The organism is Cupriavidus sp. IDO (assembly GCF_000812465.1).
Taxonomy (GTDB): domain Bacteria; phylum Pseudomonadota; class Gammaproteobacteria; order Burkholderiales; family Burkholderiaceae; genus Cupriavidus.
Genome location: NZ_JWMA01000201.1, coordinates 66,285 through 81,010, shown reverse-complemented (window position 1 = coordinate 81,010; position 14,726 = coordinate 66,285). Strand labels below are relative to the sequence as shown.

Genomic DNA, 14,726 nt, shown 5'->3' with positions numbered 1-14,726 from the left:
CCGTTACGATCGCGCGTTTCTCGCGGATAGGTGGCAGGTAAGCCAGCCTATCGGGTGTTGATCTGCACCCTGATGCCGTCGGGCGCTACGGTGATGGCGCCCGGCTCGATCTCCTTGCCGCCAACCCGCAACTCTTCCGGCTTGAACGTGTAGAGCGGATAGTCCTTCAGCAACTGCTGCGCCACCACCGCGCCGATGGCATTGAGCTGTTCACGATACTGGGCCATGCCCTGAACATCGACCTGCTGCACAGTGGGGTTGTCCAGCAGCACGGCCCGCTGTGCGGGGTCATAGCGGATGCCGCTGTTCAGCGCGAGGGTCCCGTTGACCGGCGGCGATGGCATCAGGGCGTTGGTCAGCTGCGCGTCGACCTGCGTGGTAACGCGGTTGTTGGCGTCATCGAGCACCAGGCGCGGATGCGTGAGCTGCACGCTGATGACTTCGGCGTATCGCAGCGTGGCGGGGAAACGCTTGTCGACGGCGTCCTGCAGTTCTTTTTTGGTGAAGGTGTATTCGCCCGTCCAGACGTTGTAGCCGGCATAGGCCGTGGCCGCGCAGGCGAGAGCGGCGATGGCGGCAGAAAGCAGGAAGAGTCGGCGAAGGCGCATATGGCGGATGGAGCGCGGTGGCGCTTTGTGGAGGAACCCCCTGTCAGACTATCAGGGCGGTGGCAACGTTCCGTCACATCGGGGCAGGCTTCGCCGGATCAGTAATGCGGTGGGATCTCGTGCTGAGGATTGGCCTCCGCGGCGGTGGAGGCACTGCTGCGGACCTGCTGGTAAAGCGCCCGGAATTGTTCCTGCAGCAGATCCAGTTGCTGCTGCTGGCGCGCCACGGTCACATTCAGCGCTTCAAGCAAGTCTTCCTGGAAGGCAAGCTTGATTTCGAGTTCGTTCAGGCGATCATCCATCAGTATTCTCCGGCAAGCCGCGCATTGTAATGCCGCGCGGCGCTGGCCGGAGAACGGTGGCACAAGCAAAGGCTACTTCTTCTCGGCCGGCTTCAACAACATCCACGTCACGCCGAAGCGGTCGGTGACCATGCCGAACTTGTCGGCGAAGAAGGTCTTGGCCAGCGGCATCTGCACCTGGCCACCTTCGGCCAGGCCATTGAATGCCTTGTCGACGGCGGCAATATCGGGGTACGTGATCGACAGCGCGACGCCCGCGAAGTTGGGCTTGCCGCTGCAACGCCCGTCGGAGGCCATCACCAGGCTGTCGCCGATCTGGAACTCCGTGTGCATCACTTTCTCTTCCATGCCCACGCCCGGGCCGCAGCCCTGAGCGGCTTGCTCGGGCGTGGGCGGTTCGGGGTTGTCCTTGAAGCGCAACAGCATGCCCGGCTTGGCGCCAAGGGTCTTCTTGTAGAACTCGAGCGCTTCCTCGCAACGGCCTTCGAAGAACAGGTAGGGCTGGACTAGCATGACATCTCCTGTAGGAACCGCCGGTCGGGCGGTCGTGAGAATAGGCATGGCGCCGGACGGATTCATGCCGGCCGCACCCGGCGCGCACTGCTTGTGTACGGCGTACACAATACCTTAGCAAAGAAAATGTACGGCGTCCACTTTAGTTGCATTGTGACTGGCGAAGCCTTCGCCGGGCCGGGAGGCAGCAGAGGGCTGGAGTGGGCCGCCGGTACCGGCCCCCATATCGGACACTCCAGGCATGACGGGGTTGCATTGCGTTGCGTTATGAACTGACCGAGCTCCGCCTGTTCCAGGCAATCGCCGGTGCGCAGAGCCTTTCCGGTGGCGCGTTGGCCACGCGCGAGGGTGGCTCCGTGGCGGCTAGCGCTTGCGGTTGAGGAATGCCGCCATATGATGCTGCGGCTCGCCGGTCTCGAATGCGCTACCGAACTCGGCCACGCTGTTGTTGATCGCCACATCCAGCGGTGCATCCTCCCATTCGCGCAGCAATCGCTTCTGCTGGCGTACCGCCGCCGGGCCGAGCCCCGCCAGCAAGGCGGCGACGCGCTCCACTTCGGCATCCAGCCCGTCCAGCGGCACGACGCGGCTGACCAGACCCCATGACAGGGCTTCAGCGGCATCGCAGATTTCGCCGGTCAGCAGCATCCACGCTGCCCGGGCATTGCCGATCAGGCGTGGCATCAGCACTGCGTGGATCACCGACGGAATGCCGACCTTGACCTCCGGCATGCCGAGTTGCGCGTTGTCGGCGGCAATGCGGAAGTCGCACGCCAGCGCCAGTTCCAGCCCGCCGCCCAGGCTCCAGCCCGCCATGCGGGCGATTACCGGCGCCGGGAAGTGCCGGACCGCGTCACACAGCCCGCGCAGGCCGCTGATGAACGCTTCCGCGCTGACGCGATCCAGCCCTGCCATTTCCTTGATGTCTGCGCCGCCGATAAAGGCCTTCTCGCCGGTACCGCGCACGATGAGCACGCGCACAGCTTGGTTTGCTGCAAGTGCTTCGATCGTCTGCGTCAGCGACGTGATGACCGGCGTGCTCAGGATGTTCAGGGAGCCAGCGTCGCGGATGGTCAGCGTGGCGATGCCGCGCGGATCGATGTCCACGCCGGCATGGCGTTCATAGTCTTGCTTGTTCATATTTGCCTTGCGGGTACAGGGTTATGAAGCCTGGAAAATGAATATTGCCGGCGACCTTTCCCAGGGCGCGATGAAGCATGACATGCCGCATTCGACAAGCAATGCCACGCAGTATATTTAGTGGCCATGCAGCGAACCAGTTGAGAGTATTGGAGGGCGCGTTCGCCGGATTGGAGCAGTCAGGCGGCGTGCCGCGAACCCACTGCCGCGCCGCCCGGTTTGGCGCATGGCCGCTGCCGTGTCACAATTCACGTTTGGCACTGACTCGGCACGTGACTCGGCCGGCCGCGTCCGCGTGCTTCTCCCGCTGCGCGCCTGCGGGCGCGTCCCGGAGAAGCCCAACCATGAGCCGACAAATTCACATAGATTTCTGGCGATGACTACCATTCTGCAGCACATTCCTTCCGGCCAGCGCGTCGGAATCGCCTTCTCCGGCGGCCTTGACACCAGCGCGGCTCTCCTCTGGATGCGCCAGAAGGGCGCCATCCCCTACGCCTACACCGCCAACCTGGGCCAGCCGGACGAGCCGGACTACGACGACATCCCGCGCCGTGCCAAGGCCTATGGCGCCGAGGAAGCACGTCTGGTCGACTGCCGCACGCAACTCGTGGCTGAAGGCATCGCCGCCCTGCAGTGCGGCGCCTTCCACATCTCCACCGCCGGCGTCACCTACTTCAACACCACCCCGATCGGCCGCGCCGTCACCGGCACCATGCTGGTTGCCGCGATGAAGGAAGATGGCGTCAACATCTGGGGCGATGGCAGCACGTTCAAGGGCAATGATATCGAGCGTTTCTACCGCTACGGCCTGCTGACCAACCCGAACCTGCAGATCTACAAGCCGTGGCTGGACCAGCAGTTCATCGACGAACTGGGCGGCCGTGCCGAGATGTCCGAGTTCATGCGCCAGAACGGCTTCGACTACAAGATGTCGGCCGAAAAGGCGTACTCGACCGACTCCAACATGCTGGGCGCGACCCACGAGGCGAAGGACCTGGAACACCTGGATTCGGGCATCCGCATCGTCCAGCCGATCATGGGCGTGCAGTTCTGGCGCGATGACGTGGAAGTCAAGCGCGAAGAAGTCACCGTGCGCTTCGAGGAAGGCCAGCCGGTGGCGCTCAACGGCAAGACCTTTGCCAGCAGCGTCGACCTGTTCATGGAAGCCAACCGCATCGGCGGCCGCCATGGCCTGGGCATGAGCGACCAGATCGAGAACCGCATCATCGAAGCCAAGAGCCGCGGCATCTACGAAGCCCCGGGCCTGGCACTGCTGTTCATCGCCTACGAGCGCCTGATCACCGGCATCCACAACGAAGACACCATCGAGCAGTACCGCGACAACGGCCGCCGCCTGGGCCGCCTGCTGTACCAGGGCCGCTGGTTCGACCCGCAAGCCATCATGCTGCGCGAAACCGCCCAGCGCTGGGTGGCCGGCGCCATCACCGGCGAAGTCACCATCGAACTGCGCCGCGGCAACGACTATTCGATCGTGAACACCACTTCGCCGAACCTGACCTACAAGCCGGAACGGCTGACGATGGAAAAGGGCGAGTCGATGTTCACGCCGCTGGACCGGATCGGCCAGCTGACGATGCGCACGCTCGATATCGTCGACACGCGTGAAAAGCTGGTGACGTATGCGAAGTCGGGCCTGCTGTCGGCCAATGTGAGCAGCTCGCTGCCGAAGCTGGAAGACTAAGGCGTGCCACGGCCTGCAGTGCAGGCCGCAGGCAAAAAAGGCCGGCGCATGCGCCGGCTTTTTTTTGGGTTCTTCGCCTGATCGCGGGGTTGGGTTCTTGGACCTGTGGCTGTTTCGCCGGCGTAGCCGGCGACTTCCTTTTTTGACTGCGCCAAAAAGGAAGCAAAAAGCGCCTGCCGGCGTTTTTGTATGGGTATACGCTTCAGGGCATAGCTGGACTGCCTGCCGCGCAGATTGCCAGGGGCAACGCCGGGAACAGCGCTGTCCTCCCGACCTCGTGAGAGCGGCGTGGCTCGGTGATCGGGCGGCGTGCCTGCGGCAAGCGGTTCTGGACCACAACCGTGGTGCGCGATGTCGCTGCGTATCCATACGGCCTACGTACGATAGGGGCGCCTGCGCCGGTTCGCGTGCGCACGTCAGGAGGATGTCTGCCATGCTGAAATGCCCGTTCATCGCCGCCAGACTCGCGCTCGCTTCGCTTGTCATCCTCATCGCCGGCTGCAGTGGCTTGCCCGCACAGCAGACAAGCGGAGTCGAGCGGCTCTACATCCTCGATTGCGGCGAGGGCGTTGCCGGTGACATCTCGCGCTGGTCGCCCGGTGTCAATATCGGCAAATCCATGCCCTTCGCGGAGAATTGCTACTTGATCAAGCACGCCCAGGGCTGGATTCTGTGGGACACGGGCCTGGACGACGCCATCGCCGCCCTGCCCGACGGGGAGGCCCCGGCTGATCCAAGGGCTATCCACTGGCGTCGGCCGAAAACGCTCGCGAGCCAGTTGGAGCAACTCGGTGTCAAGCCATCGGACATCAAATATGTCGCGATCTCTCACAGCCACCCGGACCACATCGGCAATGTCGAGATGTTTCCGCAAGCGATGCTGCTGGTGCAGAAAGCTGAATACGAATGGCCCGGCACCAACAATGCACCGCGCTTCAGGCCGGGGCATCCGGTCACGAAGATCGAAGGCGACAAGGACGTATTCGGTGACGGTAGCGTCACGATATTCTCGACGCCCGGCCACACGCCGGGCCATCAGTCGATGCTAGTCAAGCTGCCGAAGACCGGCGCGATCGTGCTGTCGGGCGATGCCGTCCACTTCAAGAGCAACTGGGACAATCGCCGAGTACCTTCCATCAATTTCGACAGGGACCAGACGCTGGCCTCGATGCAGCGCATCGCCGACTTGCTGGTGCGCGAAAAAGCGCAGCTCTGGATCAATCACGACAAAGCGCAGCGCGACACTCTGAAGATGGCGCCGGAGTATTACGAGTAAGCCTTGTCGATATGCCACGGCACCCCATTCGAGAGGGCCAGGAGCCAATATGATTGATGCGCGTACCGGTAGACCTCTTACTACTGATCGTCCAGAAGCTGTAGAGCGGTATCAGCTCGCTGTTGATCGCATCCTCGGTTCCGAGGCGGGCGCCGCGGAAGCCCTCGATCAGGCTTTGGCGCTGGACGGCAATCTCGCCCTGGCCCTGGCTGCGCGCCATATGCTTGCTAAAGACTCGGGAGCTGCGGACGCCGATCTCTTCAAGGAGCGTGCGCTACGGGCAGCGCGAACTGCGCTGCCCTGGGAGCGTGCGCATATCTCCGCGCTCTTTGGCCTGCTGGAAGACCCTTACACCAACCTTGCAGCGACTGAGGCCTACATCGCTGCCAATCCCAGTGACCTGCTAGTCATCTCGCAACTTTGTGGTTATCTGATCTTCTATGGCGGTGCGCGCAAGCTCGAGCGCGTTCTCAATATCATGGAATCGGTCGATCCCAGTTTGCGCGATGATTGGGCCTGGCTCGCACGCATGGGGTTCGCAGCCAGCGAGGCCGGTGATCAGAACCGTGGCCGTGCACTTGTCGAGCGAGCACTGCAGCAGCGCCCACAGGCTCTCTACGTTATCCATAGCTATGCGCATGTGCTACACGACCAGGGTGAACCTGGAGAGTCATTGGAATTGCTGGGGAACTGGCTAAATGAGCACCGCTCGTCGGCGGAGGGCGGCGCTATGTATGGTCATGTGCAGTGGCACCTGGCACTGGCAGAGTGGCAGCTGGGGCTAACCGGGCAGGCATGGCAGCGCTATGAGCGTTACTGTGCACCAGAGACCACTCGCTGTGGTCCGGTGTTGACGCTGGCCGATTGCGGCGGCTTTTTGTTGCGTGAATACCTGCGCACAGGAACTACGCGTCCGATTTCAGCCGCGGTTTCCGCCCTGTCCGAGCGCTTCAACGCTATGCTGTCGCATCCGTTTATAGCGCTGCATCTTGCTGGAATTCAGGCATCGGCGGGCGATATTGCCGCGCTTGAGCAAAGCAAGGCGGCTATCACGGCCAAGGAACCCAGCGACCAGACGCGGCTCTCGCTCAGGCTGGTTGATGCTGTCAGTCAGTTTGCTAGAGGGCAGTACGGCGAGGCAGCCGATACATTGGAGCCGATATCTGCAGATCAACGCGTTGGTGTCGGTGGAAGTCGTGTTGAGCGCATACTAATCGATCTGCTTGAAATCAGAGCAGTTGAGCTCGCTGCCTAGTTCGCATTTTTTTTGTTTGCAACTCATTGGCCGCCCGGAACTGACGGGCTCGGGCAGGTGGAATCACCTTATGTCGCGCGCCTCTCTGGAACGCGGTTTTGCTGCGGCGCCGGGTGACGCTCACGCTCTGGCGGTTGAGCATCGCCAACGTCAATCGACGCGTCATTACGACCGCATCCGCTCTAATTCATCGATGCGGAGATGATAGCTTCGTAGTAGACAAGCTTTATCGCCACACACGTTGCGAGAATTGCGAAGCCATGCTCGTTGATCCGCGCGTAACCGCGTCTTGTCAGCCGATGCTTTTAGCTTTTTGTAATAGATTTCTGTTAATGTTTTATCGACACGGGAAAGTTCTGCATCCCCACAAATAAGCTGCGCTTGAACTGATATGAGCTTGCTGCAATCGAGACTTTGCATCAACGCAGTCTTCGTCTCGTATTGAACTTCCAGCAGCCCTGGCTTACAGAGACCTTGCAGCGACTTACAAGCGACGTCGCGCCCGACCCATGCCATGTCTCGCGCACCATATTGCTTGACAAAACGATTGATGCCTGCGTGAGTGATCCCCCGTTGCATTGCGTTTGCCGCAATTATTTCGTTGCAAAGCGAGTCATCGGCGTAGGTTCGCCCCTCGCGCCGATAGCAGCTGTGAAAGCCGAGCATCCCAGTACCCAGAACACTTCGGCGTTCCCCTGAAGCGAACAGAATGGAAGCGCAAGCGGACGCGCACCTGGCATTATCTGGAACTGTTGTATAGACGCGTACTTTATCCATTGCATCGACGACTCGGAAAGCAGCCTCAACATTTCCTCCCGGACTATTCAAAACAAGGGTAACGAGTCCTTCGTCATCACGGTCAGCCATTTTGGCGAGCGCCAGAAACTTCTCTGCATCGCCGTCCTGAATCCTCCCCTCCCCGATAAGCATTTTCAGCTTAAGTTGGGGTTGGTAATAAATCTTGAAGTCCATCCCTGGCGCTACACCGGGAAACATAAGCACAGTGAAACAGAGCCAGGAGAGCAACCGGTGGATCAAGCCTTGCGCCACCGCGTCCTTGGCTGCTGGGTGCTGACTGCTGCGCATACACTTCTCCTCGGAATGTCAGAAGCCGAACGCCTTGTCCATTTCAATGGGAAGGACAGGCCATATCCATGTGCCCGCGAGCGGTTCGGCAATGAGACCTTGCCGAGTGCACGCAGCCCACGCTCGACCTCGGAAGCAGCCGTACAGATTATCGCGGATTGACCCTTCGCCGACCTGCTGAAGGCCCACATGATCGGCCGCCATGGCGACCATCCGATCGAACGGACATGTGGCACGGATGGCACGGGCAGCGCGGACGCCCCACCCACGCAACTGTTCTCCCTTCACCTGTGGATGCCCGCGCTTGTCGTGGGCGCTATCCCAGCGGAATTGCCATCGCTGATCGTGCTGCGTGCCGACGAGCTTCCGCTGGTGCACACGCTGGCAAACACGCTTTGGCCCGGCATGACCGACGGTCAGCCCTGCCGCGTTGCTTCTTTCCCGGCCCGCGCAATCAGCATCGTCAGCGGCCGGGCGAGCATGGTGCTCGCCAGTGCCATCAGCAGCAGTCCGGAGAACGCAGTCGGGCTGATGATGCGGGCGTCCAGCAGGACGGTGAGCACGACGACCTCGACCAGCCCCTTGGTCTGCAGCAGCGCGCCAAGCGCCAGCGAATCGCGCCATGTCAGGCCCGCGCGGCGCGCCGGGAGGGCAACGCCCGCGAGCTTGCCGGCGATGGCGACGGCCAGCGATACGCCGGCGACGAGCAGCGTCGCGTGGCTCTCCAGCATGACCTCGGTGCGAAGTCCGGCGGCCAGAAAGAAGAAGGGCAGCAGTACCACTACCGTTACCGGCTCCAGCTGTTGCCGGATGCGATGGGCATGGCGGGCCGGCCACACCAGCCCGGCGATAAAGCCGCCCATCACATGGTGCAGGCCGGCGAGCTCGCCGAGGAAGGCCGAGGCCAGCACCAGGAACAACGCGATGGCGAGCTGCGATTCGGCATCCGGACGATGCCGCCGTAGCAGCCACGCCAGTGCCGGCTTCACGCCAAGGAAGATAAAGGCGAGGTAGGCCACTGCCTTGCCGGCAATAGCGGCGGTTCCGGCCCCTTCACCGATGCCTTGCTGCATCAGGATCAGCGTCAGGAACAGCCAGACCCAGGCATCGTTGACGGCGGCGCAGCGCAGTGCCATCTGGCCAAGGCGCGATTCCGTCAGCCGCATCTCGCGCAGCACCGCGCCAAGCACGGGCAGGGCCGTCACCGCGGTGCAGACCCCCATCGCGCAGGCGAACCAGTAGGCACTGGCACGCTCGCCCGCCACCGGCCACTGCGCTTCGATCATCCACCAGCCCACGGCGGCCCCGGCCACGAACGGCACCGCGATGCTGCCCAGCGAAATGCCGAGCGTCGCGCGCCATTCCGCGGGCGCCTCCTGCTCGCGCAGGTGCAGGCCGGTCAGGAAGCAGAAGATGGCCACGGCCAGCCATTGCAGGCCGGACAGCATTGGCAGATGGTCCGGTCCGAACACCACGGTCCAGGTCTGCGGCGCCAGTTGCCCGAATACGGACGGCCCCAGCGCAATGCCCGCCAGCACCTGCACGGCCACCAGCGGAAACACCGCCTGCAGCCCGACCACGCGCCACAGCAGATAGGGCAGCGCCACCACCAGCATGGCCTGCAGAAAGAAGATGCTGACCGCGTTCATCGGGCCCACTCCTTTGCGCGCGCCGGGCGCTTCGTCATGACCACTTCGACTCCCGGATTTCCTGCAGCAGCTTGCGCAGCTCGGCTTCCAGCGCGCGATCGCGCCCGATCAGCGGGATCGCCGCGTCCAGCTTGTCGACGAATGGCTGCAATGGCGCGGGCAAGGCATAGCCGGAGCGCCGGCGCAGCGCGATGCCCTGCCGTACCGCGACCAGCATGGCGGCCGCCACCTGCTCGCTCAGTTCCAGCACGCGCAGGCAATCGCGGCTGGCGATGGTGCCCATGCTGACCTTGTCCTGGTTGTGGCACTCGGTCGAGCGCGAAAACGCGGTGGCCGGCATGGTCAGCTTGAGCGCTTCCGCGGTCCATGCCGATGCACCGATCTGCAAGGCCTTGAGCCCGTGGTTCAGCCCGGCATCCGGACCGGTGGCGCCCGACAGGTTGGCCGGCAGGCCATTGTTGTACCGGTTGTCGACCAGCGTCGCCAGCTGCCGGTCCATCAGGTCCGCCACGCTGGCCACTGCGGTCTTCAGGGCATCCATGGCCAGCGCAATGTGGCCGCCATAGAAATGGCCGCCGTGCAGCAGGCGTTCTTCGTCCGGGTCCACCAGCGGGTTGTCGTTGGCGCTGTTGAGCTCGGTCTCGATCCAGGTCTTCGACCAGTCCAGCGCATCCTCCAGCACGCCGATCACATGCGGCGCGCAGCGCAGGGAATAGCGGTCCTGCAGCCGCTTGGCGTGGCGCGGCGCCTGTGCGTCGCCGAGCAACTGGCGGATCCGTTGCGCGGCGCGCTTCTGGCCCGGATGCGGCTTGGCTTCGAACAGCGTGGCGTCGAAATGATAGGGATTGCCGTCGAGCGCGGCGACTGCGCCGGCCGTCAGCGTGCCCGCCAGCCTTGCCAGGCTGGCGGCGCGCTGCCAGGCCAGGCAGGCCAGCGCGGTCATGACCGCGGTGCCGTTCATGATGGCAAGCGCTTCCTTGGGCCGCAGGCGCAGGCGCTCGCGTCCGATCGCGGCCAGCGCCTCGCCGGCAGGCTGGCGCCGGCCCTGGTAGACCACATCGCGCTCGCCGCACAGGGCGGCGGCCACATACGACAGCGGCGTGAGATCGCCGCTGGCGCCCACCGAGCCTTCAGCAGGAATGCACGGCAGCACGTCGTGGGCCAGGAAGGCGATCAGCTGCTCCAGCAAGGCCGGACTCACGGCCGAATAGCCCTGGCACAGCGAGGCCAGCCTGGTGGCCAGCACGGCGCGGGTTTCGTCGGCGTCGAGCAGGCGACCGAGGCCGCAGCCGTGGAAGGTGTAGAGGCGAACCGGCAGCTCGTGGGCGCGGTCGACCGGGATCGCCGTCTCGCAGGAATCGCCGTAGCCGGTGGTCACGCCGTAGATGCGGCCGTCTTCCTTCAGCAACTGGTCGAGAAACGCCATGCCCTTCTCGATCCGCGTGCGGAATGCCGGCGCGCTGGAAAGCACGGGTGTTGCGCGGCGCTGCGCCAGATCCGTCACGTCGCCGATCGTAAGGGGGGTACCGTCGAAGACCACGGACCTGCCGGCATCGGTTGCAAGATTGTCAGACATCGATTCAGAATTCGTCATTCCAGCGGCGCGGTGCCGGCCGGCACCATGCGCCAGTAACAGGGAGCCTGCATGCCACGGGCCGTCACGGCGGCGAGCTCGTCGGCACACAAGGCGAGCACGAGATCGTCGGTGGACCAGGTGCAGGCATCGGCCTCATCGGGCCGTGCCGCGGGATGCACCGCCACGGCGTGGCCGAGCATGGTGGCAAACAGGCCGCCACCGCGGCGTTTGAGCCAGGCTTCCTTGAGCGTCCAGACTTCGGCAAAGGCCTGCAGCGGGTTTGCCGTGGCCAGCCTGGCACGTTCGGCTTCGGTGGTGATCGCCCGCATCAGGTCATCGAGTCCCTTGCGCGGACGGCAGCGCTCGAGGTCGATGCCGATGGGCTGGTCCGACACCGCGCAGGCGATGCGGTCACCCGTGTGCGAGAGCGACAGGAAGGCGGGGGCCGGGCCGCAAACTTCGGGCGGCGCATCGGCGCCGTCCGACAGCGTCCAGTCCTGCCGCGCGCCGCCGAAGGCATCGGCCAGCAGGACGCGTGCCAGCCAGCGGCCCGCAACGAACTGCGCGGCCCGCTGCGCCGACTGCATTGCCGCCAGACGCGCCAGCTCCGCTTCCGACATCCATGTCCGGACGGGCAGGGCCTGCCCGGACAGCTCAGTCACGGATCCGACGCGCAGGCAGGCGTTCATTGCAGCGGTTGCCGGTCAGCCGATCAGTTGGCGACCTTGGCGTAAGTGCCCTTGAGGGCAACGCCTACCACCACGGCGCCGGCATGGCACTCATAGTCGGTCGGGCTCGCGACCTCGTTCTTCTTGTAGTAGCTGACGATGTCCACCACGGCGTTCGCGCCCAGCGACTTGGCCTTGTCCTGCAGGGAGATCAGCGCCGACAGCGCGGCCCAGCGGCAGCCGTCCTCATCGCTCTTGCCAACGCCGTTGGTCTTGCGGTTGGAGATATCGCTCTCCATGCGCTGCAGCACCTTCGGCGTCTTCTGGCCGCTCAGGTAGAAGCGGAAGGAGTCGTCCAGCTTTTCCTTTGCTTCCGGCATCTCCAGCACATCCTTGAGCGGCAGCATGTACTTGGTGTCGCGTGCCATTGCCGGGGTCGACAGCATGGCGCTGGCGCAGAGGGTCATGGCAACGATAGAGAGAGCGTGCTTCATAGACTTTCCTTGTTGTTAGTTGGAATCTAAAAAGAACTTCAGTCTTCCCAGCGGCGGAACACCAACGAAGTGTTGATGCCGCCAAAGGCGAAGTTGTTGCTCATCACGTAGTCCGCGTCAAACTCCCGCGGCGTTTCCATGATGTAGTCCAGTCCCGCGCAGCGCGGGTCGGGCGTGCGCAGGTTGAGCGTGGGCGCGAACCAGCCGTCGCGCATCATTTCGATGGTCATCCAGGCTTCCAGCGCACCGCATGCCCCGAGGGTATGGCCCATATAGCTCTTGAGCGAGCTGATCGGCATGCCGGGCCCGAACACCGCATGGGTCGCGTGCGACTCGGCGACGTCGCCGTGGTCCGTAGCCGTGCCATGTGCATTGACGTAGCCGATGCGGTCCGGCGCGATACCCGCGTCGTCCAGCGCCATCCGCATGGCCAGCGCCATGGTTTCGGCCTTGGGCTGCGTTACGTGCGCGCCGTCGCTGTTGGTGCCAAAACCGACGATCTCCGCCAGGATGCGGGCGCCGCGCGCCTGTGCATGCTCCAGTTCCTCCAGCACCAGCGTGCCGGCGCCTTCGCCCAGCACCAGGCCATCGCGTTCGCTGTCGAACGGGCGCGGCGTGGCGTCGGGGCTGCCGTTGCACGTGCTGGTGGCGAACAGCGTGTCGAATACCGCCGCCTCGGTGGCGTCGAGCTCTTCCGCGCCGCCCGCCAGCATCGCCACCTGCCGTCCGGCGCGAATCGCCTCGTAGGCATAGCCGATGCCCTGGCTGCCGGACGTGCACGCGCTCGACGTGGTCACGATGCGGCCGGTGATGCCGAAGAACACGCCGATATTGACCGCCGTGGTGTGCGGCATCATGCGGATATACGTGGTCGCGCTGATGTCTTCGGTGGTGCGCTCGCTCATCATGCGGCCGAAATCCGCCACCGCGGACGGCGTGCCGGTGGACGAGCCATAGGCGATGCCCAGCTTGCCGCCGGTAACCAGCGGGTCGCCCAGCAGCTCTGCGTCCCGCAGCGCCGCCTCGCTGGCCAGCACCGACATCAGCGCCACCTTGCCCATCGAACGGGTCAGCTTGCGCGTGTAGTGCGCGGGCAGCGCCAGCGGTGGCACGGGCGCGCCCAGCTGCGTGTTCAGGCCCTTGATGTCCGCCCATTCCGGCATGTGCACGATGGCGCTTTTTCCGGCCGACAGCGTATTGCGCACGGAAGCCCAGTCATTGCCCAGCGCGCAGACCGCGCCGGTTCCGGTGACGACAACGCGCTTCATCCGAACATCCCTCCGTTGACCGAGATCACCTGCCGCGTGATATAGCCGGCATCGGGCGAGAGCAGGAACGCCACCGTGGCGGCAACCTCGTCGGGCGTGCCCATGCGCCGCGCCGGGATCATGCGCAAGGCTTCGTCACGGACATGCTCGTCCACCATCTCGGTGTCGATCAGGCCCGGCGCCACGCAGTTCACGGTGATGGCGCGCTTGGCCAGCTCGATCGCCAGCGCCTTGGTGGCGCCGATGATGCCGGCCTTGGCCGCGCTGTAATTGGTCTGGCCGCGGTTGCCCACCAGTCCCGAGACGGACGACAGCGTCACGATCCTGCCGGGCTGGCGGCGCTGCACCATCGGCATCACGACCGGGTTGAGTATGTTGTAGAAGGCATCGAGGTTGGTATGCACCACCTCGTCCCATTCGTCGCCGGTCATGGCAGGAAAGGCGGCATCGCGCGCCAGTCCTGCGTTGCAGACCACGCCGTAGTAGCAGCCGTGCGTGGCGATGTCGGCCAGCAGCACGCTGGCGGCTTCCTCGCGCCGGCTCACGTCGAAGCTCAGCACGCGGGCCTTGCGGCCGCAGGCGCGCGCGGCGTCGGCCACGGATTCGGCTTCGTCGCGGCGGGCACGGCAATGCACCACCACGTCATAGCCATCGCGCGCCAGCCGCAGGGCGATGGCGCGGCCGATGCCACGCGAAGATCCCGTGACGAGCACGGTCGGGTTCGTCATACCTGTTGTCCTTGCAGAAACGCCTGCGCATCGGCAGGCTGGAATACCGAGACGTTGGCGCGCGCCACCTCGCGGCCATCGAGCGCGAGCCGGCAGGCAAACTGGCCGAGGCCGTTGTCGCCGGTCAGCTCGGCCCGCACGCTGATCGTCAGTTCGCTGGCGACCGGAAAAGCCGGCACGTCGCACTCATAACGCCGCGAGCCCAGCAGGAAGCCGATGCCGGGACGCCGCCCCGCGCGCCAGTCCTTCACGCCGGCCCATGCGGCAATGGTCTGGGCCATGTATTCGATGCCCACCCAGCCGGGCATGCCGGCTGCGTCGACGAACAGTTGCGAGGCGCGCACCGTTGCGCTTGCCGTGCAGCTGTCGTCATCCGCATGCAGCAGTGCATCCAGCAGGCGCATGGCGCCCGCGTGGGGAACGACGTCGCCGATGGGCGGCAATGGTTTCAGATCCGCCAT

At 64.3% G+C, this 14,726-nt stretch carries 15 protein-coding genes and 1 pseudogene; 4 read left to right on the top strand and 12 right to left on the bottom strand.

From position 1 onward, the window contains the following. Window positions 1–47: 47 nt before the first annotated feature. From RM96_RS35840 to RM96_RS35830, 3 genes are all read right to left on the bottom strand, one after another. The gene (locus RM96_RS35840; RefSeq protein WP_039016503.1) at window positions 48–608 is read right to left on the bottom strand and encodes a DUF1439 domain-containing protein; all 561 of its coding nucleotides are present in this window, start codon (window positions 606–608) and stop codon (window positions 48–50) included. Between the two features lie 98 nt (window positions 609–706). After that, window positions 707–910: a SlyX family protein gene (locus RM96_RS35835; protein WP_039016502.1), complete on the bottom strand. Its 204-nt coding sequence runs from the start codon at window positions 908–910 to the stop codon at window positions 707–709. A 72-nt stretch (window positions 911–982) separates the two neighbouring features. After that, complete coding sequence (locus tag RM96_RS35830) at window positions 983–1,423, bottom strand: VOC family protein (RefSeq protein WP_039016501.1); 441 nt, start codon at window positions 1,421–1,423, stop codon at window positions 983–985. 260 nt (window positions 1,424–1,683) lie between these two features. Here RM96_RS35830 and RM96_RS41040 point away from each other — a divergent pair. Continuing rightward, window positions 1,684–1,788: pseudogene (locus tag RM96_RS41040) on the top strand (LysR family transcriptional regulator); the annotation flags it as partial. Here the strand turns inward: RM96_RS41040 and RM96_RS35825 are convergent. Continuing rightward, window positions 1,787–2,563: an enoyl-CoA hydratase gene (locus RM96_RS35825; protein ID WP_039016500.1), complete on the bottom strand. Its 777-nt coding sequence runs from the start codon at window positions 2,561–2,563 to the stop codon at window positions 1,787–1,789. The pseudogene RM96_RS41040 and the gene RM96_RS35825 sit on opposite strands and share 2 nt — an antisense overlap. Window positions 2,564–2,939: 376 nt before the next feature. Here RM96_RS35825 and argG point away from each other — a divergent pair, with 376 nt between their 5' ends. The 3 genes from argG (at window position 2,940) to RM96_RS35810 (ending at window position 6,796) form a co-directional block, all read left to right on the top strand. Further along, entirely contained in the window at window positions 2,940–4,265 is a 1,326-nt protein-coding gene (gene argG / locus RM96_RS35820; protein ID WP_039016499.1) for an argininosuccinate synthase, read from the top strand. Between the two features lie 424 nt (window positions 4,266–4,689). Further along, entirely contained in the window at window positions 4,690–5,541 is an 852-nt protein-coding gene (locus RM96_RS35815) for an N-acyl homoserine lactonase family protein (RefSeq protein ID WP_052279937.1), read from the top strand. Window positions 5,542–5,590: 49 nt separating this feature from the next. Continuing rightward, window positions 5,591–6,796 carry a hypothetical protein gene (locus tag RM96_RS35810; RefSeq protein WP_238587525.1) on the top strand — a complete coding sequence of 402 codons (1,206 nt, stop codon included), beginning with the start codon at window positions 5,591–5,593 and terminating at the stop codon, window positions 6,794–6,796. Between the two features lie 165 nt (window positions 6,797–6,961). Here RM96_RS35810 and RM96_RS35805 read toward each other — a convergent pair whose 3' ends face one another. From RM96_RS35805 to RM96_RS35765, 8 genes are all read right to left on the bottom strand, one after another. Then, window positions 6,962–7,882 carry an ATP-dependent Clp protease proteolytic subunit gene (locus tag RM96_RS35805; RefSeq protein WP_039016497.1) on the bottom strand — a complete coding sequence of 307 codons (921 nt, stop codon included), beginning with the start codon at window positions 7,880–7,882 and terminating at the stop codon, window positions 6,962–6,964. 416 nt (window positions 7,883–8,298) lie between these two features. Then, window positions 8,299–9,531: a cation:proton antiporter gene (locus RM96_RS35795; RefSeq protein WP_039016495.1), complete on the bottom strand. Its 1,233-nt coding sequence runs from the start codon at window positions 9,529–9,531 to the stop codon at window positions 8,299–8,301. A gap of 34 nt (window positions 9,532–9,565) precedes the next feature. Next, window positions 9,566–11,107, bottom strand: coding sequence for an HAL/PAL/TAL family ammonia-lyase (locus RM96_RS35790; RefSeq protein WP_052279936.1), 1,542 nt, complete (start codon window positions 11,105–11,107; stop codon window positions 9,566–9,568). Between the two features lie 14 nt (window positions 11,108–11,121). Beyond that, entirely contained in the window at window positions 11,122–11,769 is a 648-nt protein-coding gene (locus RM96_RS36525) for a 4'-phosphopantetheinyl transferase family protein (protein WP_193752581.1), read from the bottom strand. A 50-nt stretch (window positions 11,770–11,819) separates the two neighbouring features. Next, complete coding sequence (locus tag RM96_RS35780; RefSeq protein WP_039016494.1) at window positions 11,820–12,269, bottom strand: hypothetical protein; 450 nt, start codon at window positions 12,267–12,269, stop codon at window positions 11,820–11,822. A gap of 38 nt (window positions 12,270–12,307) precedes the next feature. Then, window positions 12,308–13,537, bottom strand: a complete 1,230-nt coding sequence (locus RM96_RS35775) for a beta-ketoacyl-ACP synthase (protein WP_039016493.1) — start codon at window positions 13,535–13,537, stop codon at window positions 12,308–12,310. Next, on the bottom strand, window positions 13,534–14,265 hold the full coding sequence (gene fabG, locus RM96_RS35770) for a 3-oxoacyl-ACP reductase FabG (protein WP_039016492.1): 732 nt from the start codon (window positions 14,263–14,265) through the stop codon (window positions 13,534–13,536). Before fabG ends, RM96_RS35775 begins: the two co-directional genes overlap by 4 nt. Further along, window positions 14,262–14,726 carry an ApeP family dehydratase gene (locus RM96_RS35765; protein ID WP_039016491.1) on the bottom strand — a complete coding sequence of 155 codons (465 nt, stop codon included), beginning with the start codon at window positions 14,724–14,726 and terminating at the stop codon, window positions 14,262–14,264. The genes fabG and RM96_RS35765 overlap by 4 nt, the downstream gene beginning before the upstream one ends.